The sequence below is a fragment of the Ketobacter sp. MCCC 1A13808 genome (assembly GCF_009746715.1).
Taxonomy (GTDB): Bacteria; Pseudomonadota; Gammaproteobacteria; order Pseudomonadales; family Ketobacteraceae; genus Ketobacter.
Map to the genome: position 1 here is coordinate 1 of NZ_VRKW01000005.1, position 22,657 is coordinate 22,657.

The window sequence follows — 22,657 nt, forward strand, 5'->3', positions numbered from 1 at the left end:
ATGGACCATGCCGATTCGAAATTGGAAAGCTGCCCTGAATCGATTTATTATTGAGTTTCCTGAGCGTTTGCAGAACTATATTTAAACAAAAGCAGTTACACGGTTTTGTTTACAGTCTCGAAGTGCGATATTTTTTCTTTGCGGTTCTAGCCCTAACTCTTTACACATTAGATCTCGGTTTTAAGTAATCAATGATGGCATTGGCTTAAAATGACGCACTAAATAATGTTTGATGTATGCCTTTGGCTTTTACTCTGCATTTTCTTAAGGTTTTAATGAATGAAAATTTCTTCCTTTACTTTAAAAAATTACCGGCGGCTAGCCAATGCTACCTTGGTGCTTGATGATAAAACCACTGTGCTTGTCGGAGCGAACAATAGCGGAAAAACCTCTTGCATAGGAGCGCTACATACGTTTCTGAGGGGGCCAGAGAACCTAAATATTCGTGATATATCGAAAAGGAATTGGAAGGAGATTCAACTGCTGGGAAAAAAAGTCGAACAAAAATTTCCTACAAATGAGGAAATAGGAGAACTATCGGGTGATCTAACTGGCTTATTGCCGAGTTTAGATATCGAAATTATGGCAGAAGCAAGTGAAGCATATAAGCTCCGCGACATTCTGCCCGACCTGGAATGGTGCGGTGGTACTTTATCAGTTCGAATTAATTACGAAGCAGTCGATTTCTCCAAATTTTTTCGTGAGTTTGTTGATACGAGAAGCGTAGTATCCAAGCATGGTGGTGAGGTAAGCCTGTGGCCAAAGGATTTATGTGACTTTTTAGAGAAAGGGCGTAATTTCAGTAAATACATAAGACAAAAGCACTATATTTTGAGCAAGGAGGAAGAGTTTAATGAAGCAGGTGAGATTGTTGTTAATGAAATCCTACAGCCCCTCACATCCGAAGCTTTGAAAAAATTGATTAGAGTAGATGTTATATCAGAACAACGAGGCTTAGGATCGGAAGATGCCAAAGTTCAAAAAGGGCCTTATTCAGAAAAGCAGCGTCTCAACAAGTTGCTCCGTGAATATTATGAGCACATTCTTAATCCAGAGGATTTACCTGAGGCCGACGACCTAATAGTACTGGGGCAACAGCAAAAATTAGAAAAGGACTTCACTGACAGATTGAATGGTCAATTTGAAGCTCCTTTCGAAGAACTCAAGAATATGGGATATCCTGGTATCGGAGGTAATCCGACTGTTGAAATATCCGCAATGATAAGCGGCATGGATGCGCTGCGAAAAACCTCATCTGTGCGGTATCGTTTCGATAAAAATGAAGAGGAGTTTCTTCCGGAAAGTTACTTAGGACTAGGTTACCAAAATCTGATTTATTTAACATTCAGGCTTTTGGAATTTCGCGATAGATGGATGCGTGTTGGTAAATCAGCATCATATGACGGCAGTGTTGAAGCGCAAAGTGAGCCAATTCATTTGGTCTTAGTCGAGGAGCCTGAAGTGAACCTGCACGCGCAAGTTCAGCGTGTCTTTGTATCGAAAGCTTATAATACGTTGAGAAATCACTCAAATTTGCGGGACAGGGAAACTCAACAAGACAACCCTGAATACCAAACCCAGCTTGTGATTAGCACTCATTCAAGCCATGTCGTCAATGATATGGACTTCAAGTCCTTGCGTTATTTCCGACGAAATAGTGCTGACAAGTCAATTTTAATGGACCATACATCAATCGCGAACTTATCAGAGCTTTTTGTAAATCCGAAAAATGAGATTTTGTTTGTTAGAAAGCATTTGAAGCTCACTCACTGTGATATTTTCTTCGCTGATGGAGTCATTTTCGTGGAAGGTCAGGCCGAGAGTCTACTCGTACCAGAATTCATTAATAAGAGCTTTCCAAGCCTGTCGAATCGCTACATTTCCATCATCGAAGTGAGTGGAGCACATACGCACAAATATAAAGACTTAGTTGAAAAACTTGGCGTTGCGACTCTGGTTTTGACCGATATTGACTCAGTTGATAAGGATGGAAAGAGCTGTTTCCCACAAAAGAAAGAAGGCCAACTAACTAATAACGATACATTGAGGAAATGGCATCCGAGAATAGAATCGTTGGACGACCTAATAGACTTAAAATCAGTTGGGCATGGGATGAACAGTAATGGAGCACCACTTTACGTTGCCTATCAGAAGCCAACACAGATTTCTGGTAAGGAGGTATTGTCTCGAACATTTGAAGATGCTTTGATTTTGGCAAACTTCGAGGATGACTTTTTCCAGAAGAAAGAGAGCATCAATGATGCAAAATTTAATTTTGAATATGGCATAAAGTCACTATCAGAATCACTTTATGATTACGTACAAAATTTAAAGAAAGGCGACTTTGCTTTTAACTGCCTTTTTCATCTATCTGACAACGAGACAATAAGCTTCACTCCCCCTAAATATATGAGCGACGGCCTAATGTGGTTGGAAAAGCAACTTTTACCAAGTTCGTAGAGAGAAAACATGTCAGAAGAATTTTATTTGGCAGAAACAAAGCCTGTCGACTATGACTGTAGCGTTGACATTGGTATACAGGACTGCCTGAGCATAGCGTCGGGTAAAAGCTTCATTACCTTTGCGGGAGCTGGTTCCGGTAAAACATACTCTTTAAAGGAAGCTCTTGATTATCTTAAAGAGAGGTATTCTAGTGATTTTATTCGTCAAGGAAAACAAATCTCAGTTGTCACTTTTACTAATAATGCTGCTGACGAAATAAAAGATCGGATCGAACAAAACATAATCTTCTCTGTCTCTACAATTCATAGCTTTTGCTGGTCGGCAATTTCCGGATTTGATCAAGATATTCGCAAGTGGTACTTGGAGACGATTCCCAATGACATAGCGAAGATTCAAGATGAAGAAAATCGTGGGCGCGCTGGTAAAGCTTCTGATGCTCGAAAAAGGACTATCAGTCGCTTGATTGAAAAGTTGGAATGGTTGTCAGAACCGCGCTCCTTCATTTACGATCCAAATGGTGTAAATTCTTCTGAAAATTCGCTATCGCACTCGGATGTCTTGAAAATTTTCTCAAACTTTCTGACTACCAAACCAATGATGGGGGAAGTCATAGTGAATAAGTTCCCTTTTATATTTATTGATGAAAGTCAGGATACGAACAAAGAGGTAATCAATGCGTTCTTTGAATTGAAAAATGCCAAATATGATAAAGTCGTCGTTGGCTTGTTCGGTGATACTATGCAACGTATTTTTGGCGGTGGCGAACCTGATCTAGGAAAGACTAAGCCAAATGACTGGGTAGTATTTGACAAGAAAATGAACCACCGTTCAGCTAGACGTATTGTTGGCTTGGGTAACCAAATTCGAAATGAAGATGATAAACGAAGTCAGTATGCTCGACATGGCGCTGTAGAAGGCTTTGTTCGTTATTTTCTGCTTCCCCTCGGAATTGAAAATAAAAACGAAGTTGAGACCAGTATTCGCGAGGCTATGGCGAATATTACGAAAGATGTGGATTGGGCAGATACACAATCTAAGGAGACAGCTATTTTGCTGTTAGAGCATAAAATGGCTGGGCGTAGACTTGGCTTTGATGACATGTGGGATAAGCTTTCAAAGTCAGACAAGATAAAAGATCGAATTTCTGAAGGTGAAAATAACGAGTTGAATTTTTTCTCTAAAATTGTTTTTCCTTTGGCCGAAGCGAGCCTGAACGATAGGCGATCAGAATTAATGTCTATTTTAAGGGAAAGTAAGTCACCACTTCTAGATGCTAGTGTATTAGAGTCCAATAGAGAAGATCCCCTCGAACTCGCCAGAATGGCCGAACATGAGTTTAGAAATGTGGTTTCGAGTAAGAATGTCAGCTTTCGTTCGGTTCTAGAAATACTTTCTGAGCACAAACTGCTTAAAATTCCAGAAAAATTACAGGCGTTTGTGTCAAACTTTGAAGAAAGTGGGGATGAATTAGAGTCAGGCCAAGCTATACACGAGGCTGAGGAAGATCGTGTAGTCGCGGACAATAGTGAGTTTACTGCGTGGTCTGAAGCCTTAGAAACTGAATTCTTTCAAATTCGAAACTATAAAGAATACATTGATGAGGATTCAATATTTCGAACCCATCAAGGTGTTAAGGGTAACGAATTCGAACGTGTAATGGTAATCATGGATGATAATGAAGCAGGTGGATTTCTGTTTTCATATGAGCAGTATTTTGGTGTGAAGGAACTTTCCAAAGCGAGCCAGAAAAAAAGAGATGCAGGTGAAGAAACCGGTTTGGATCGCACCCGCAGATTGTTTTATGTCACATCCACGCGGGCGAAGACCAGTCTCGCACATGTAATTTATACGTCGGATATGAAAAAAGTAAAAAAATATCTCATCGATAAAAAATTTGCGCGAGAAGATGAATTTATAGAAATTAGTAATTTGAATTCAATAAGCGAATGATGATTTCAATAATACCAAGTTTCTGAATTAAGAATGATTAGGTGATCAAGGTGACTTTCGTTAAATATGCCCAATTCATGCCAGTATTATAAATATTTGGCAAGTCATATTTAGTATATTATATAGGAATTATTGGTCACGATCATGACGAAACTACAGATAGGATGTGCCATCCTTGCCGGTGAGGTCTCGGCCATCACCTAAGGCTTTGAGAGCAGCTTCCATGTCGAAGGTTGGTTTTGTCATAAGTCATATCTTTTGGTCTAATGATAAAGAAATGACACAGAATTTTGAACACTATCTATGCCGCTATTGGGCACACCCCAAACGGCCGTTAGACCGGATTGCGCAACTTCAACCTAAACAGGACTACTTCGTGACAATGTCAAAAAACCCTTACTACCGGCTTTTGTCAGCCTTTCTAGCCCTATGTTATCTGCATTTGGGGGGATGCGCTGCCAACCCAACAAGCAGCGAGGCGAAGGCGGACGCCAGTACAACGAATCTTTATGACCAGTATATGGCAGAGGAGCGCGCTTGGGCCGGGTTAACGACCAACACCCTGGCAGTGCGTAAAAACCTTGATATTGTGTATTCCGAAGGGGGAAAGCGGGGTGCGCCGGTGCTGATCCTGCTGCACGGCTATTACGGCGATCGTAACAATTGGAACCGGGTTGCGTATCAACTGCGGGACCGCTTTCATCTGATTATTCCGGATTTGCCCGGCCACGGGGACAGCAGTGTGCACCCCGAGGCGGATTACACCTTCGCTGAAACTTCCTTCGTGTTGAGTGATTTTATTGATCAGCTGAAGATTCGCCGTTTCAACTTGGCAGGACATTCCATGGGAGGAGGCATCGCCATCCAGTGGGCGATGTCCAGGGGCAAGCAAATTGACCGTATGATTCTGGTGGACAGTGCAGGTAAATATCCCGGCAATACCTCGGTAATCGCCCGTCAGATGATGGACGGGGCGAACCCGATGCGAATTGCGCAGCCCGGAGACGCGCGCCGGGTTTTATCCATGGCGATGTCATTACCGCCGTTTGTTCCGCATCAGGTTATGAACGATTTTGAAACCAAACAATTAAAACGCACGGCGGTTTATGATGAAGTGATGGCGGATATGCTGGCGCGGGATAAATCACTTGACGTGCGGTTTTTTAATGCGGCACTCAGATTATTCAAAATGCCTGTGTTGATCCTTTGGGGCGACCAGGACGCGATTTTCAGTGTGGATGTAACCAAGCAATACATGGAAAACCTGGGGGAGGCAAAGCTGGTAATTCTGGAAGGGGTAGGGCACACACCGATTCTGGAAGCGCCCTGGCCAACCGCAAAGGCAATGGCGTCTTTTTTAACAGAATAAACTTAAGCGACTGTAACCTGGTTGCGTCCGTGCTTTTTGGACCGGTATAAAGCCGCATCGGCCCGTCGGATTAGCTCGTCTTTGCCCGGGATGTCATCTTGCAACATGGAAACGCCGATACTGATGGTGACGGTCAGTTGCTGTCCTTCATGCAGAACGCGGTGATTGGCGACTGAGCTGCGTATGCGTTCGGCGACTTCTTCTGCTCTGGGTATCGACGTTGTGGGTAAAATTACCACCATTTCCTCGCCGCCGTAACGGGCAACCAAATCACTTGCGCGACAAGTGGACTTAATCAGTTGAGAGACCTCCCGCAATACCTGATCGCCCACCTGATGCCCCCAGGTATCGTTGAATTGTTTGAAGTGATCAATATCAATCAGTAGCAACCCCATGTCGCGATGGTGGGTTCGGGACGATTCAATTTCCTGGTTCAAGGCATTTTGAAAGTATTCGTGGTTAAACAAGCCGGTGAGTCCATCAAATGCGGCTTTGCGGGAAAGTTCAAGGCGTCCGGCCGCTGCCATGACGATAATTTCCAGCGTGTCGAAGCGTTCCTGGGTAAAGGTCCCGGTGGCCAGATTATTTTCCAAATAAAGCAGTCCGATCAGCTCTACGCTGTCACCGCTACCGGAAACAATCGGCAAACAGAGCACGGAGCGGACCTGGTGCTGATGGATATAGTCATCCAGATCCAGTCCCGGAATTTCATTTTGTTTGGTCTGTGCGTCGTGAATAACGACGCTGGTTTGGGTGCGCATCACATAGTTAACCAGCGCCTGAGGCAGGCTGCCTTGTTCAATCGGCAATGATTGCAATACCCGTGGAGTGCTTTCCACGCTGGATTCACCTTCGATACAGTAAAGGCCCTCGGCGTTGCGAAGTATCAATAACCCGCGCTGAGCACCGGCGAACTCCACCGAAGTGGCGATTATGGCTTCCAGCATGCGGCTATGTATTTTTTCATCCGCGATGGATTTCAGGGCTTTCATCAGGGCGGTGATATCAATGCTGTCCAGCCGTTCCGTTTGCGTTCCCAGTCGTGGTGATGCAGGTTCGTTTTGGCGCAGCTCCATCAGCAAATGCGGGAACCGCTGGTGCAGGTTTTGTACTTTTGCTTGAGCACCCCAGCGTGCATACAAATCCCTGGCCTGAATCAGATAGGGACGCGCGACGGTGATACGCCCGGCAGCAAGGTGCATACAGGCGCAAAGTTCACTGGCCAATGCTTGTTCCTGAATAAACCCGTTATCTGCGCTGCATTGGATCGCTTCGTCGAACAGCGTATTAGCCTTGTATTGTTTTCCGGTAACCCGCAACCGTTCAGCCTCTACGATCAGAACTTTGTGACGATAATTTTCAGGGCAGCTTTTTGCCCAGGCTTTGAGTTTGGTGTGAACCCGTTTGACTTGGCGTAGCAGTTTGCGCTTTTGGGTGCTATCGGCATCGGCGACATTCGCCAGCCGGATCAAAGCGTCCACCATATAGACGCGGGCTGTTTTAAAGAAGCCACCCACCAGGCTGTCTTCGATGGCGGTACTATCGGCTTGCTCCAGAGCGCCTTTTATATCCCCAAACAGATAGCGTAGCCAAATGGACAATTCATGGTCCGTAGAGATCAGGGTTTTGTCGCCAATCTGGGCATGTTGCTGCCGTTTCTGCTCGATATTGTATTGGGCGCCGGTGAGTACAGCCGGATTCTTGGCTAGCCCGAGAAGGTTGTCGCAAACCTGCAGCAAAGCGCTGACGTAGTCCAGGTTATTGCCTTGCTTGAGTGACTTCACGGCAGCATGACATTGCTGAAGTTCTTGCTTGAGTTGCAATAGGTCGTAGCCTGCATCCAACAGGTTATATAGACTGATTTCCCAAGCCAATACCGCGTACTCAAAATCGCCGTTTTCCATCGCCATGCGGTACGTTTGTTTTAATGGCTCGATGGTTGTTTGCACTGGTTCTTTCCAGTGTCTCACCATCGCGTTGAACACATGCATGCAGCGTGTCTGCATGGGCCTGAATTGAAACCGATTTGCCAGTTCCAGGGATAAACGCCCGAATGCATGGCCCTCATCCACTCTGTTCAACTGACTCGCAAGTACCATGCCATAGACTGCCCAGGAACCCAGAGAGTTGGTGCAATGACCGAATTGATATTGAATACGGACTGAGCGCAAGGCCATCATCGCAAACATGTCCGGCTGAATAAATATTACCGCAGATCCGACCCGTTCCCCGATGTCATGGGCTGCAATATGATTCGGGTCTGTCATGGCCGGGGCTTTGGCCATTGCTGTTATGTCCGGTTTCCTCAACGCCCACAGGTTTTTAAACACTTCGATTACCACATGCAGTTTGCCTGGATTCTCAGGGTATCTGTGCTTACGACCGAACTTCGACATGAGGGGTTTTGCCAATTGCACCGCGTCTGCCAAGCGTCCACGGGCAATCAGCGCAGAAATTTGAACCAGTATGAGTTTCACTTTATCGAGCTCACCGGCGGCACTGCTGAATCCGGTCTTTAAAAGGCGATCCATGGTGTCATAGTCTTTGCTCAGATAGGCTGCCTCTGCCGCTTCGTTATGCAGCTCCAGCGTTAACCCATACTCACTTTGCCAGGACTGCAGCGGCAATAAGTCCAACGCAGAGGCGAAATAAAGATAAGCCGCCTGATAAGCGCTGGCGGCTTTAGCCCGTTGACCGGCTTTCAAGTTCAGACGGCAAAGTTGAAGTCGTTCGTCCTGGTCTTTTATGAAGGAAACGCCCAGGTTCAGGTGATTGGTAATATCAAAGAGCTGTTGCTCATGCTGGTGTGCAGGCAGATTGTTTTGCAATAACCGGCCTATTTTTAGATGAGTGATTTGTTTGCTGGTGTCGTCCAGTAAAGAATAAGCAGCCTGTTGAATGCGGTCATGCGCAAATGCAAATTCCACGGTCACTTCCGCTTCCGGGCTGCTTTCCAGTTCTAATAATTGATAGGCATCACCGATGGGTGCGATCACGCCTTCGCTCATGGCAGAGCGCAAGTGTTCAGCGATAATATTGTGTTTTTGTTCCGATACCACGGCCAGATCCCGCAGCCGAAAGCGGTTCCCGATACACGCGGCCAACTGCATTAATTGCAGGCTTTCCGGTTGCAGCTGACGAAGTTTATCTTTCATCAGTTCAACAACGTTATCGGTCATCTGCTGTGTACGGATTTTTTCAATATCCCATTGCCAGCAACGCTTCTCGAGGGAATAGGCAATTAACTTCTGTTTGTTCAAATCTTTTAGAAATTCTTCGGTGAAAAATGGATTACCAGCGGTTTTTTGTATGACCAGCCCTGCCAGCCCGGCCACTTCGGTGGGGTTGCTGGTCAGGGTATCCGCCAGCAAATCGATCAGATTGATCTGGCTTAGTGATTGAAGCTGGATTTCATCGATAGGCACCCCGTGTTCGGTGATGCTCTTGATACAAAGCAGTAGCGGGTGACCGGGGGAAACTTCATTATCCCGGTAGGCGCCGATGATCAATAGATGAGTGGCACCTGAATCGGGGTGGGTGAGCATTTCAAGCAAATTCAGGCTGGCGCTGTCTGCCCATTGCAGGTCGTCCAAAAATATCACCAAGGGGTGCAATGGCCGGGCAAAGACTTTTATAAAATTAAGAAACAGGCGGTTAAAGCGTTGTTCCGCTTCCACGGGTGGTAACTGCGGAACCGGCGCTTGCGGGCCGATAATAAATTCAAGTTCGCGCAGTATTTCTGTAATGAGCTGCCCATTGGGACCCACCGCAGTCAGAATATCCTGCTTCCAGGTGAGCAGCCGTTCTTCGCTCTCAGTGAGTAGTTGACGCATCATGTCGCGCAACGCGGTCAATACGGCGCTATAGGGAATATTGCGATGTAATTGATCGAATTTGCCACTGATAAAGTAGCCCCGCCGCTCAGTAATGGGTTTATAGAGTTCCCGGATCAGACAGGTTTTGCCAATACCGGAATAGCCGGACACCAGGGTAATTTCATTCACGCCCTGTGTGATCCGGTCGAAGGTACTGAGGAGGCGTACTATTTCCTGTTCGCGGCCGTACAGCTTTTGCGGAACTTGAAAATGCTGGGGGATTTCTTCGCTCCCCAAATCAAAATGTTCAATATGTCCCTTACTCTGCAATTGATTCAGGCAGCGTCGAAGATCCGCTTCAATTCCCTTGGCACTTTGATAGCGATCTTCTGCCATCTTCGCCATCAGCTTCATTACGATATCAGATACCAGCTGAGGGATTTTCGGGTTCACGATATGAGGGGGTTGTGGCTGTTTGGCAATGTGGCTGTGAAACCACTCTATCGGCTCGAATACCGTAAAGGGGAGTTTTCCGGTGAGCAATTCATATAACGTGACCCCGAAAGAATAAAAGTCACTACGGTAATCGATCGAACGATTCATACGCCCGGTTTGTTCCGGTGACACATAAGGCAGGCTGGCCTCAACAATATGAGGGTTGACGATCGCGGCTTGTTCCCGGGTGAGGGAACTCGAAATGCCAAAGTCGATAATTTTCAGTACACCGGTATCGGGGTTGTACACGACGTTGGAGGGGTTGATGTCTTTATGAATGATATTTGCGGCGTGGATTTCGCCCAGGCCCTGGGCCAGCTGAGCCCCGATGGAAAGTAATTCAGCTAGCTCAAATGAATGGGTGGCCATCAGGTTCAACAGCGAATCGCCACCGAAGTCTTCCAATACCACGACCGGCAGGTTGCGGTAGTGCTCTAATGCGTGCATGCGAATGACGGTTGCCGCCAGCAGGTTCCTGCCGATTTCATATTCGTGTTTCAGGCTTGCGATGGCTTCCCGGGCTTCGTGTTCGCTACCCAGGCATTTCAGCATTACAGATTCACCATCGGCGAGTCTGCGCGCCCGGTAAACACGAGTCGCATTGCGGGAACAGATCAGCTTCTCAATGCTGTAACCGGGGATATGTAACGGCTGGATTGGCTCTAGGTCAGTGCCGCTGTGGATCATGTCTGAGCTCGAAATAAATCAGTCCTCGTTAAGTTGTTTTACCGCCTTCTCAAGAGAGCTCCTTTTACTATAGATCAGATCTTTTAATACAGAAGGCTGCCGAGCGCTCAACAGCGGATATGAGATAAACGGTCATCAATGCCGGTTAGATTGGCCGTTTAGACAGGCTTTTACACCCCTCAGTCAGTGACTTTAACCGCCGTGAAACCGTACCATCGCACCTTACGCAGTAGTTAGAGATGACAAATGATGCCGCTGAAGCCAGCACAGTTAAAAGCCACCCTGAAAAACGTCAGTGAGCGTCTGTTACGCCCGGGAAACCTGATCACCGGTGGTAAAACGCCGTCCGACATAGTGTATGAGAATGAGTTAATAAAAGTACTTCACTACCGTCCTGACAGGGCTGCTATTGCTCGGAACAGTCGATATGCGGTGCCCTTGGTTATCGTGCCACCGCTGGCGATCAATAATTTAATTTATGACTGGTTTCCTGATCGCAGTTTCGTGCGTTTTATGCTGGCTCAGGGCTTCGATGTCTATCTGGTGGATTGGGGCAGCCCCACCCGCAAGCACGCGCATTACACGCTCAATACCTACGTCAGCCATTTGCTCCCACTGTGCCTGCAGCACGTGCGTCAGCACTCTGGCCGTCGCGAGCTGACTCTCCATGGCTGGAGTATGGGAGGTGGATTGGCGCTGTGTTACCAGGCGCTGAGTCAGGATAAGTTAATCAGAAATATTATTACGATTGGAACGGCCGTAGACGGACACGCTAATGGGCAGATCGGTCGGCAGTATGCGGTGATTAACCGTGGCCTGAAGAAAATCGGGTTCAATCTGAGCAAGGTGCCCGCACGGTGGGTTTATGCGCCGGCGTGGGCAAACGTGATTGGTTTTAAGTTGTCGGATCCGGTGAGCAGTGTTCAGGGCTATGTGGATTTGATTCGTAACCTGGATGACCGGGAGTTTATGGCCCGGCACGCCAATCAAAGCGCGTTTATGGATAACCTGGAAGCTTATCCCGGTGGTGTAATTCGGGATTGGATGTACAGCATCTGGCTGGAAAACGAAGCCGCCCGAGGGTATATCACTCTGGATAATACCCGGGCTTATTTTAAAGACGTTGATGCCAATCTGCTCTGCATAGCCGGGAGTAACGATAAGCTGGCGAACCAACATTGCTGTAAGCCTTTAATGAACATGGTGGGCAGTGAGGATAAGCAGTACCTGCTTTGTGAAGGCGGGCATACCGGCATCGTCAGTGGCAAGCGGGCCCCGGAGCAGATCTGGCCGCAGATATCAGCGTGGCTGGCAAGTCGATCGAAACCCTATGCCGGTTAGGCGCGCCTGGACAAAAAGCGCGAGATAAACGAGTGGTTTGTTACCGAACTCCGGTTTAACATTAGGTTGTAAATTGAACATCAATAACACTGCATAATGTTACATAGAACTCGTTAAAAAAAACTGTACCCGTTCATTATTTTATATTACATTGGTTGATGTAACATAAAATAATGAACCAGAGGGCAACTTATGACAGCTGCGATTCTCCCAGTACGCCGGAATCTTCAGTTTTATCTACCCCAAAATAAAATAGATAACTGGAACGGAGGCGGTGAACATTGGACCCAGTTCATGAACACACTCTCCATCTTTTTTCCCGCCGGAGAGCGGTTCTTCATGAAGAGCGTGCGCAATTATCGTAACCAGATAATCGATGCTGAGTTAAAGAAGGCGGTATCTGCCTTTATCGGTCAGGAAGCATTCCACACCCGTGAGCATGAAGAATACAACGAGGCCATGGCGAATGCGGGTATTCCGGTGAACGAACTGGAAGGCCAGGTGCAGACATTGCTCGATTTTGTCGACGAAAAGCTTCCCAATTCAGTCAAATTAGCGGTCACCGTGTCGCTGGAACATCTTACTGCGATGTTGGCGGATGTGGTGATGGGCGATGAGCGTTTTATGAAGGATGCCGATCCACACTACAAAGCGTTGTGGCAATGGCATGCGATGGAAGAAACCGAGCATAAGGGCGTTGCTTATGACGTGTATGAAACCGCGATGGGCAAAGGGCTGAAAGCGTATGCGATACGCACCAGTGTGTTTCTGGCTGCCAACGTGATTTTCTGGAGTTTATTCTACCGATACTATTATCTGGTTGTGAAAAGCCGTGGTGAGCATAAAAACATCAAGGGCTGGGCGAAATCTTTCCGCTTGCAGTTCGGTCGGGGGGGCGTTTTCCCAACGTTGTTCGGCGATTGGTTGAGCTTTTTCAAATTCAGCTTTCACCCTTGGGACATTAATAATGTTGAGGTGCTGGACGGTGCTGAAGACCTGATGAAACTGGTCGATCAGTTTGCGGAAACAGCGAAACTGAATATCAAACCGAAAGCCGCGTAGTGTTAAGCTTTACAGCTAGTGAGTCTAACGCTGGCCTGTAATCCGGTTTGGTTGCTGCAGCCTTCGCTATTGTGAATAGCGGGGGCTGATCAGTTTGATATCATTTACCATCCCGCTCCCGAGCCAAGCGTTCTATGATCTTTTCCAGCCGGTCCGATAATAATCGGGAGGCCGCATTCTCCATCGCTCGCGCCAATTCGGCATGCACAGCCATTTCTGCCAATGGTCGCATACGCCATACCAGGTCCGCCAATTTGGGAAATTCTTCCTGCGGAGGCAATTCTTCGGTTTCGTAGTTCGACAGTACGTGATCACCGACTAAACGTACTAACTCGTTGGCAACCCGTTCCACGTTGCCTCGCAACATGCGAACAATATCCAGTAACTCCTCCAGTGGAATCCCGGTTGCAACCAACTCCGCGCCGGCACGTAAGGTGCGCATACTGCGCACGGTGACCATGGTTCCATCCGGCTTCATCAGATCCAGTTCAATGGCCCGTTTCAATGCTTCCGGGGTAAGGTGGGTACCGAACATGGCCAGCAACTCCGCCATGGGCACCAGCATGGGCTCTTCATCCGTCCAGGGGCTGGTCATGGCGGATTCCAGTCCCATCAGGTGGCGCAAATCGATGCCGTTTTCCAGCGCGCTGATCAGATCCTTGATACTGGAAAGGGAGTATCCTCGATCCAGTAATCCGGAGATGACCCGTAGTCGCGCCAGATGGCTGTTGAAATAAAAGCCCTTGCGTCCCCGCAGTTCCGGTGGTGGCAGTAACCCGCGATCCTGGTAGGCGCGAATGTTTCTTGCGGTGGTGTCGGCGGCCCTGGCCAGTTCATCGATGGTGTACTCTTTGGCTTGGGGCAGTTCGACCGGTTTTTTAGCCGGTGTGCTGAATCCCGGAAGATGTTGAGCAATAAAGTGCAGCGTTTTATGTGGCAGTTTCATTGTATTCCCAGTGCCAGCTGAATCCGTGTTGGTGTCTTATAAGAGGCGTATCGGTATTGTGTCGGTGTCGCATTATGCCATATCCGGCGCGAGGCGTTATGGCGGGATTCCCCCTTTCACCTGATTGTGCTCAGGGAATCGAAGTGGCGGCGATGCGTTTGTCGTTTATTCGGACCACATTTTTTTCAATGCGGGTCGTGCTTAAGGTGACCAGTTGCCCGCTGAAAGCAGCGACGCCGGTAACCGCATCGATACTACGGTCGTCGGTTATATCATTGATGCTGACACCGGCATTTTGTTGCGCGATTGACAGCTGGCTGCCACTGCGGTGGTGGCCCCAGCCATGGGGAATTGAAATTACCGAAGGCATAATATCGTCCGTCAGTTGAGCGGGCAGTTCAATTTCGCCCACGCTGCTACTGACGATCACGGGGTCGCCGTCACGAATGCCCAATCGCTCGCCGTCGGAAAAGTGGAGCAATGCAGTACAGCGGTTTTTTCCTTTTACCAACCGCTGGCTGTTGTGCATCCAGGAATTATTGCTGCGCAAATGCCGTCGCCCGATCAGGATAAAGGCGTCCGGGGATAATTTGGTTTTCTGGTCGAGCTGTTGTTGCAGGCGGTTTATCTCCTGCATAAATAATTTCGGGACCAGATTGATGCTCTTGCCCTGGGTGGCCAAGCGCTCGGGTAAGGCGGGTTGCAATGGACCCAGATCAATACCGTGGGGGTGTTGTTGCAATTTTTTCAGGCTCAGATTGTGCTGTTGCCTATGGGTGTGACGACTGTATGGGCTGACGTCCAGAAGCTGGCTCAATCCCGATTCCGGAAAACGCTTGTAGATCAGCTTTACCAGAGCTTTCTGTAGCTCGGAAAGTTGGTCAGGCGAGGTTCCGTAGGGCCCCAGGCGCAATAACAAATCCAGCATGCCTTCACTGCCCAGTGATTTGATCAGCCGGTATTGCAATTCGCCGCCGGCCCATTTGAGCGGGGAAAGCGGTTGCAGGCGCCGGGTTAACTCGTTGAATATTTGCCAATCATGGCGGCTGTCCGGCATGGGCTTGTAGAGCGCGGGGGAGTATTTCGCCGTATTGCGCACGGTGACCATATTTAAGGCCAGGTCGTAATGTCCGTGTTCAAGCGGCCCGGTCGGAGGCAGAATAATGTCCGCATGCTGTGTGGTTTCATTGAGGTAAAAATCAATCGAGACCATGAAGTCCAGGTTCCCCAAGGCTTTTTCCACTTTCTTGCCATTGGGTAAGGACAGCACCGGATTGCCGGCGCAAGTAACCATTGCTCTTATTTGTCCTTTGCCCGGCGTCAACATTTCATCCGCCAGGGTTGCGGCGGGGAATTCGCCACCGAATTCGGGGTATTTGTGGACGCGGCTGCGTCGCGAGTTAAAACTGCCTCCCTGGCCCAGCAAATTGGCCAATCCGGGCAGATCGACCGCAGGACGGGTAAACATAACCCCGCCGGGATTATCCAGATTGCCGGTCAGGGCGTTGAATACAGTGATCAGCCAATTGGTGGTGGTACCGAAGGCTTGGGTGGATATCCCCATGCGGCCATACAGGCAGGCACTGTCCGCGTTGGCAAAATCAACCGTCAGCTGACGGATCTCCTTGGTCTTGATACCGGTTGCTTTGGCGACCCGCTGGGGTGTGAATCCAGCTACCATATTCTTAACAATATTAACGCCTTGCATGTGGCTGCTCAGGTTTGCGGTGTTCACCAGATCCTGCCGGAATAGAGTGTGCAGCATGGCCATCAGTAATAACGCATCGGTTCCTGGGCGGATAAAATGATGTTGATCAGCAATTTCAGCGGTTTCCGTGCGGCGAGGGTCAATTACCACCAGCTTGCCACCACGCTCCTGCAAGGCTTTGACGCGGTTTTTAAAGCCGGGCGCAGTCATCAGGCTGCCATTACTGGCCATGGGGTTGGCGCCCAGGCACACCATCATTTGGGTCCGGTCTATATCCGGAACAGTGAACAGGGTTTGATTGCCGAACATTTTCAGTGCTACCAGCATCGGCGCCAGTTGGTCCACCGAGGTGGCACTGAACCGGTTTTGAGTGCCCAGTGCAGACAGAAACGGTTTCAGCGTAAGCATGGAGCCCAGATTGTGAATCGTGGGGTTGCCGATATAAATGCCGACCGCATTTTTGCCATGCTTGGCTTGCACGTTACGGATTCGCGATGCCACTTCATTTAACGCATTTTCCCAGCTGATCTGTTCCCAGCCCTGTGGGGTTTTCAGCATCGGATAGTGCAGGCGGTCAGGGTCGTCATGAATATCCTGCAGTGCCACCGCTTTTGGACACATAAACCCTTTGCTGAGTGGATCGCGTTTGTCGCCTTTTATGGAAACAATATGACCCTGATCGTGAGTGATCTCGATACCACACATGGCTTCACAGAGGTTGCAGGTGCGTGTGTGTGTTTGGAGATCTGGCATAAGGGTTCCTTGTGGCGTGAAGGAAATGGGACAAAGACCATAGTACTCTGCGGGTTTTATTCAGAAAAGCCAAGCAGTGGGAAATTGTTATATTTTATTGACGGCCTTCATGCAAATCCCAAGCTGATTTGCAACAACTAAATTCATTAGTTTTTAAATATCCAACGGCATCAGCCGGTTAAAAGTTAGTGAACACTCACAAGAATCGTCGGTGAAAAAAAGGCGTTCAAATATCCAATTCAACCCTTGCCTCCGGCTGATTGGGCAGTCTATTATCAGTGACTCGACTGCCCGATCGCACAAATTGACTTGCATTCCGTTCTAACTCCTCAGCTATGGTGAAGCGGGCCTCTTTTCGCGATCGGGTAGCTCGATACCCTAGCTGTTCTGGCTGAAGTGATTTCTATCCTGTTGAAAAATAAGCTGTTATTCATCGTTTTCTGATTAGGCTGATGCCGTCGGCCACGGTCAGCAGACTGACGTCCACCCGCTGGTCCTCCAGTAATTTCTGGTTCAGTCGGCGGATCGCGAGTGTATCTTCATCATCGAATTCGGGATCGGCAACCCGTCCGCTCCAAAGCATGTTGTCCAGCAGGATCACCCCGTTACTGCGCAGCAATTGCAGGCACTGTTCATAGTAAGTGTCATAACTTTCTTTGTCGGCATCGATGAACGCCAGATCAAATTGATTCTGCTGCTGGTCGTCAATTAGCGTTTGCAGAGTCTGTTGCGCGGGCGCTAAAACCAACTTAATTTTTTGCGCCACCTGGGCTTGTTGCCAATAGCGTTTGGCGATGTTGGTCCACTGTTCACTCAGGTCGCAGCAAATTAATTCACCATCTTCCGGCAATGCGCGCGCCATACACAAACTGCTGTATCCGGTGAAAGTACCGACTTCAATTATGCGCTTGGCACCGGTTAGTTTAACCAGCAATGCCATAAGCTGGCCCTGTTCAGCGGAAATTTGCATCCTTGCCATATCGTCTTGCGCGGTTTCCTCACGCAATGCACGGAGCAGGGGGTCGTCACGCACGGAATTATCAAAAACATAATCGCTGATTGACGCCAAATCCAGGCTCGGTTTGCTGGTCATAACGTGGCTCCTGTTTAGTCTTCAGTGATCCATTGGATGATGTTTTCACCTTCTGAGGTAATTTCTAACCACTGGTCAGGGTCGTCGCCTTTGCTCCACGCACTCTCTACACAGCGCACGGTGGAGTGAAGTGCGTTACAGGCGGACCGGCCCATCTCCACATCGTTTTTCCAGGGTGTGTTCTTCCCGTCGATCCAGATAGAGGTGTATCCTGTTCGACCTGCATTTAATACAATCATTCCATTATTAAAATGACCGTCGCTGCCGCAGCGGAATTTGCAGCCCTTTTTGCTCTGTCGTACCACGTCAAACTGATCGAAGGACGTTTGCAACCAGCCCGTTATGTCATCCAGATTATTATTCGCAATGTATATTTCCAGATCGTCCAGATGTGCCAATGAGTCATTCGACATTATTTTATTCCGTGGCCAGCAAGTTAATAAGTAACTGCTCATAGATTTTGGACAGCGTATTCAGGTCGTCAGCTTTGATGCGTTCATCGAGTTTGTGAATAGTGGCATTGCAGGGACCTAGCTCAATTACTTGGGTGCCGGTAGGAGCTATAAAACGCCCGTCGGAGGTGCCGCCCGACGTGGATAACTCCGGCTCGATACCGGCTTCGGTGCGAATCGCGCTGACACAGGCCTGGACCAGATCGCCGTGCCCGGTGATGAAGGGTTCCCCGTATAAGGTCCAGTCGATGTCGTATTCCAGTTCAAAACCATCAAGTATCTCGTGCGCCTTTTCACGCAAGGTATCAGCGGAGTTTTCGGTGGAAAAACGGAAATTAAAAACCACTTCCGCTTGGCCTGGGATTACGTTGGTGGCGCCGGTTCCGGCATTGAAATTGGATATCTGAAAGGAGGTCGGCGGAAAAAATTCGTTGCCGTTGTCCCAATGTGCTGTGGTAAGGGCATCCAATGCCGGTGCAATCTGGTGAATTGGATTGCGGGCCAGGTGCGGATAAGCAACGTGTCCCTGAATGCCTTTAACTGTAAGTTTTGCGCCCAACGAGCCGCGGCGCCCATTCTTAATTACATCACCCACCTTGTGGGTGCTGGAGGGTTCGCCCACCAGACACCAATCCATTTTTTCATTGCGAGCCTCGAGGTGTTCAACGACTTTTACCGTGCCGTTTACGGCGGGGCCTTCCTCGTCGCTGGTGATCAAAAAACCGATGGAGCCGCGGTGATCCGGGTTGTGTTCAACAAACCGTTCACACGCGGTCACCATCGCGGCCAGGCTGCCTTTCATGTCTGCTGCGCCGCGACCGCAAAGCATGCCGTTTTCAATGCGCGGTTCGAAAGGGTGAAATTCCCAGTTGTTAACCGGGCCGGTGGGCACGACGTCGGTATGACCGGCAAAAGCAAACAACGGTCCGCTTGCGCCACGACGGGCCCAGAAGTTGTCCACTTCACCAAAACGCAGGTGTTCAATCTGAAAACCGATAGCCCGTAACCGGTCGCACATGATGGTCTGGCAGTCACAGTCATCCGGCGTCACCGATGGCTTAGCCATCAGTTCAATCGCCAGTCCTAAGGTGGGGGAGTGGCTGGAATCAGAGGTGCTATCTGTCGGGCTGGGTGTGTCGGGCATGATTCGTCAATTTCCTATGGGTTCAAACAGCCCGCTATAATAGCAAACCACGCCTTGATTACCGAGTTCTCCGCGGGATTACTTGAATTGTTCTACGGTTTCTATGTCGGCAACATCCAGAATCTTTCGACTATCATAGTATTTGTTCCAATCGACCTTGATGGCCCGTAAATTCCCTTGCGTGTCTTTCGGAAATGGCTTAATTGCCTTCAATTCAACGCCCGCCCGCATCAGCGTTAACGCCGCCAATTTCACTTCCAGCGGTGTCATGTCGCGACCGTAGTAAATAATATTAACTTGTGTATAGGGCTCTTCGTCGGCCTGATAGGGTACCAGGGTGAATCCCACCTGGCGTAACGCCAGCTTCACAATATGCTCATCCACGTTAGTGGGAACCCCTTTGATCAACATGGGCTTGACCGGGTTATAATTGGCCCGGAGTCGTTCTCTGGCTTCATGAGCCTGTTGTGCGCTGAGGAGTTTCGAATTATTACCCAGCCAGCCATAGCTGATTAATTTTTTTAGTAACGCCTGATCGGCCTCGGAGGGCGGTTTGAATTGCGCCAGTATCAGCGTTAGCTCATCCAGATGCCGGTATTTCCAGTCTTCGGCTTGCAGAGCTTGCTCCTTGTATCGTTCAAGGTGATCTCTATCTTTTGCTGTGAAAAGGTTGCTGAGGACGGCAAACAGCAGCATGAATGCACCCAGTGCTGATAGAGTTATAATGCCGGCTTTGCTGCGCAAAGGTATTAGGCGGGCTGCAAATCCCACGGCGATTGCCAACGCCAAAAGCAGCCAGGGAAGAAGAAAAGAGGTTAGATGCATGGTGTCCTGCTGTGTACGGTCATTAATTACTAACCAGTATAGACAATCCGCCAGCGCAACCATGGGATTAGCAGCAACCCGACGGCAGGTCGGGTTGCTTGGCGCCTTATTTGTTGAACAACGACTGAAACGATGCCTCCTTAAAACCCACTAAAATGGATTGGTCGTGAATCACAACGGGTCGTTTAATCAGGGTCAGATTTTCCAACATCAATTTCTTGGCGTTGCTTGCGTCGGTATTGTGTTTAACGTCTTCAGGCAGCTGGCGCCAGGTGGTGCCGCGTTTGTTCAACAGTACCTCCCAGCTTTGCTGTTGCAGCCATTGCTCCATCGTCGCCTCACTTAAACCGTCTTTGCGAAAATCATGGAATTCAAACTCCACACCATTCGCATCCAGCCATTTGCGGGCTTTCTTAACCGAGTCGCAATTGGGTATGCCGTAAAGTGTTGTACTCATGATGTGTCTACCCGTTAATCCGTGATGCGCAGCAGTTCATTGATGCCTACCTTGCCGCGGGTTTTCTCATCCACTTTCTTCACAATGATGGCTGCGTAAAGGCTGTATTTGCCGCAGGCGGAGGGCAGATTGCCAGATACCACTACGGATCCGGGTGGCACGCGACCGTAATGGGTCTCGCCGGTTTCGCGATCGTAAATACGAGTGCTTTGGCCGATATATACACCCATGGAAATGACAGAGCCGGCACCCACGATGACGCCTTCAACCACTTCGGAGCGGGCACCAATAAAGCAATCATCCTCGATAATAGTGGGCCCGGCTTGCAAAGGTTCCAGTACACCACCAATACCAACCCCACCGGAAAGATGTACGTTTTTACCGATCTGTGCACAGGAACCGACGGTGGCCCAGGTGTCGACCATTGTACCGCTGTCGACGTAGGCTCCGATGTTGACGTAGGAGGGCATCAGGACAACGCCGGGTGCAATATAACTGCCGGCACGAGCAACCGCAGGTGGAACTACCCGCACACCGGCTTCTTTAAATTGTTCAGCGGTCATATCGGCAAATTTGGAGGGCACTTTATCGTAATATTGAGTGAACTGGCCTTCGATCGGCACATTGTCGTTAATGCGGAAGCTCAGCAGCACGGCTTTCTTTAGCCATTGATTCACGACCCATTCGCCATCTTGCTTTTCCGCAACACGGGCTTCTCCGCTGTCCAGTAACGCCAAGGCATCGTTGATGGCGGACTTTACGCCGGCGTCGACGCTGGAGGGTGAGATGCTGTCGCGATTATCAAACGCGGTTTCAATAATGGCTTTCAGATCTGACATGGTTTTTCTCCTGAAGGTAATCTCGCCTGTGCCGGCTTTATGCTGACAGAGGAATCCTGATTAATGGTGATGGATAAAATGTTTAATGCGTTCGGCCGCTTCCAGGCATTGGGCGACCGGGGCTACCAGCGCCATGCGCACCCGGTTTGCGCCCGGATTAACACCGTTGACAGTGCGTGACAAATAGCTTCCGGGTAACACGGTGACGTGTTGTTGCTGAAACAGGTTGCGGGCGAAGTCGGTATCCGGCGTCGGCGTTTGCGGCCACAAATAAAATCCGGCATCCGGCAAAGATAGGTTCAAATGGCCATCCAGAATCGTTAGAACACCGGAAAATTTCTGCTGATAAAGGCGGCGATTTTCACGTACATGATCTTCGTCACTCCAGGCAGCCACACTGGCTAATTGATGCTGTACCGGCATGGCACAGCCGTGATAGGTGCGGTATTTCAGAAAACCGGACAGCAGGGCTGCGTCTCCAGCGACGAAGCCTGAGCGCAGGCCTGGCAGATTGGAACGTTTGGACAAACTGTGAAAAACCACACAGCGACTGAAATCATCACGCCCCAGGTTTTTGCAAACTTGCAGTAACCCGGTGGGTGGATTCGACTCGTCAAAATACAATTCCGAATAACATTCATCAGAGGCAATAATAAAATCGTGCTCATCGGCCAGTTCGATCAGCTGCTTTAGAGTGGCTTCATCTGTGACTGCGCCGGTCGGGTTGCCTGGGCTGCATACAAATAATAACTGGCAACGCCGCCAGACATCGGCAGGCACCGCGTCGTAATCTGGAATCATGGCGTTACTTTCCAGGCAGGGGAGAAAGTACGGTTGCGCGCCGGCGAGCAACGCCGCACCCTCGTAAATCTGATAAAACGGATTTGGTGAGATCACCAGCGGATCACGGCTGCGGTCAATCATCGCCTGAGCAAATGCAAACAACGCTTCCCGAGTGCCATTGACTGGCAGCACCTGCGTTTCCGGGCATAATCCCTGATCGCCAAGTTGAAAACGTGTGCAGGCCCAGCGACTGATGACCGCACGGAACTCAGGTATACCTTTGGTTGTGGGATAGACTGCCAGCTTGTCTACGGCGTCAATTAATGACTGTTTTACAAATTCCGGGCTCGGGTGTTTGGGTTCGCCGATCGACAAAGCGATGTGCGATAAACCAGCGCTATGTGCGGCACCTTTAAATAACGTTGCCAGTTTTTCGAACGGGTAGGAGTGTAATTTCTGTAAATCTGGATTCATT

General features: G+C 49.0%; 15 protein-coding genes. 5 read left to right on the forward strand and 10 right to left on the reverse strand.

Features of this window, described 5'->3' with window-relative positions; all coding sequences use genetic code 11:
* Positions 1-279: 279 nt before the first annotated feature.
* From FT643_RS11240 to FT643_RS11250, 3 genes are all read left to right on the forward strand, one after another.
* Positions 280-2,460, forward strand: coding sequence for an ATP-dependent nuclease (locus FT643_RS11240; RefSeq protein ID WP_156871504.1), 2,181 nt, complete (start codon positions 280-282; stop codon positions 2,458-2,460).
* Positions 2,461-2,469: 9 nt separating this feature from the next.
* The gene (locus tag FT643_RS11245; RefSeq protein ID WP_156871505.1) at positions 2,470-4,413 is read left to right on the forward strand and encodes a UvrD-helicase domain-containing protein; all 1,944 of its coding nucleotides are present in this window, start codon (positions 2,470-2,472) and stop codon (positions 4,411-4,413) included.
* A gap of 382 nt (positions 4,414-4,795) precedes the next feature.
* Complete coding sequence (locus tag FT643_RS11250; RefSeq protein WP_232340160.1) at positions 4,796-5,782, forward strand: alpha/beta fold hydrolase; 987 nt, start codon at positions 4,796-4,798, stop codon at positions 5,780-5,782.
* A gap of 2 nt (positions 5,783-5,784) precedes the next feature.
* On the opposite strand, the gene FT643_RS11255 is transcribed toward FT643_RS11250, so the two are convergent.
* Positions 5,785-10,779 (reverse strand): diguanylate cyclase, encoded by a 4,995-nt coding sequence (locus tag FT643_RS11255; RefSeq protein ID WP_156871507.1) that lies wholly within the window; start codon positions 10,777-10,779, stop codon positions 5,785-5,787.
* A gap of 246 nt (positions 10,780-11,025) precedes the next feature.
* On the opposite strand from FT643_RS11255, the gene FT643_RS11260 reads away from it, so the two are divergent.
* Together FT643_RS11260 and FT643_RS11265 are read left to right on the forward strand one after the other, a co-directional pair.
* Positions 11,026-12,120, forward strand: a complete 1,095-nt coding sequence (locus FT643_RS11260; RefSeq protein WP_156871508.1) for an alpha/beta fold hydrolase — start codon at positions 11,026-11,028, stop codon at positions 12,118-12,120.
* A 192-nt stretch (positions 12,121-12,312) separates the two neighbouring features.
* Positions 12,313-13,182: a metal-dependent hydrolase gene (locus FT643_RS11265; RefSeq protein ID WP_156871509.1), complete on the forward strand. Its 870-nt coding sequence runs from the start codon at positions 12,313-12,315 to the stop codon at positions 13,180-13,182.
* Positions 13,183-13,282: 100 nt separating this feature from the next.
* Here FT643_RS11265 and FT643_RS11270 read toward each other — a convergent pair whose 3' ends face one another.
* From FT643_RS11270 to dapC, 9 genes are all read right to left on the reverse strand, one after another.
* The gene (locus FT643_RS11270; protein WP_156871510.1) at positions 13,283-14,128 is read right to left on the reverse strand and encodes a MerR family transcriptional regulator; all 846 of its coding nucleotides are present in this window, start codon (positions 14,126-14,128) and stop codon (positions 13,283-13,285) included.
* Between the two features lie 130 nt (positions 14,129-14,258).
* Positions 14,259-16,589 carry a molybdopterin-dependent oxidoreductase gene (locus tag FT643_RS11275; RefSeq protein WP_156871511.1) on the reverse strand — a complete coding sequence of 777 codons (2,331 nt, stop codon included), beginning with the start codon at positions 16,587-16,589 and terminating at the stop codon, positions 14,259-14,261.
* Between the two features lie 430 nt (positions 16,590-17,019).
* Complete coding sequence (locus FT643_RS11280) at positions 17,020-17,682, reverse strand: O-methyltransferase (protein ID WP_156871512.1); 663 nt, start codon at positions 17,680-17,682, stop codon at positions 17,020-17,022.
* 14 nt (positions 17,683-17,696) lie between these two features.
* A complete protein-coding gene (locus FT643_RS11285) occupies positions 17,697-18,095 on the reverse strand; it encodes a hypothetical protein (protein ID WP_156871513.1) in 399 nt (132 codons plus the stop codon).
* A gap of 4 nt (positions 18,096-18,099) precedes the next feature.
* Complete coding sequence (dapE, locus tag FT643_RS11290) at positions 18,100-19,278, reverse strand: succinyl-diaminopimelate desuccinylase (RefSeq protein WP_156871514.1); 1,179 nt, start codon at positions 19,276-19,278, stop codon at positions 18,100-18,102.
* A gap of 78 nt (positions 19,279-19,356) precedes the next feature.
* Complete coding sequence (locus tag FT643_RS11295) at positions 19,357-20,103, reverse strand: hypothetical protein (protein ID WP_156871515.1); 747 nt, start codon at positions 20,101-20,103, stop codon at positions 19,357-19,359.
* A gap of 106 nt (positions 20,104-20,209) precedes the next feature.
* Complete coding sequence (locus tag FT643_RS11300) at positions 20,210-20,560, reverse strand: ArsC family reductase (RefSeq protein ID WP_156871516.1); 351 nt, start codon at positions 20,558-20,560, stop codon at positions 20,210-20,212.
* A gap of 14 nt (positions 20,561-20,574) precedes the next feature.
* On the reverse strand, positions 20,575-21,399 hold the full coding sequence (gene dapD / locus FT643_RS11305; protein ID WP_156871517.1) for a 2,3,4,5-tetrahydropyridine-2,6-dicarboxylate N-succinyltransferase: 825 nt from the start codon (positions 21,397-21,399) through the stop codon (positions 20,575-20,577).
* A gap of 60 nt (positions 21,400-21,459) precedes the next feature.
* On the reverse strand, positions 21,460-22,656 hold the full coding sequence (gene dapC, locus FT643_RS11310; protein WP_156871518.1) for a succinyldiaminopimelate transaminase: 1,197 nt from the start codon (positions 22,654-22,656) through the stop codon (positions 21,460-21,462).
* Between the last annotated feature and the right edge of the window lies 1 nt (position 22,657).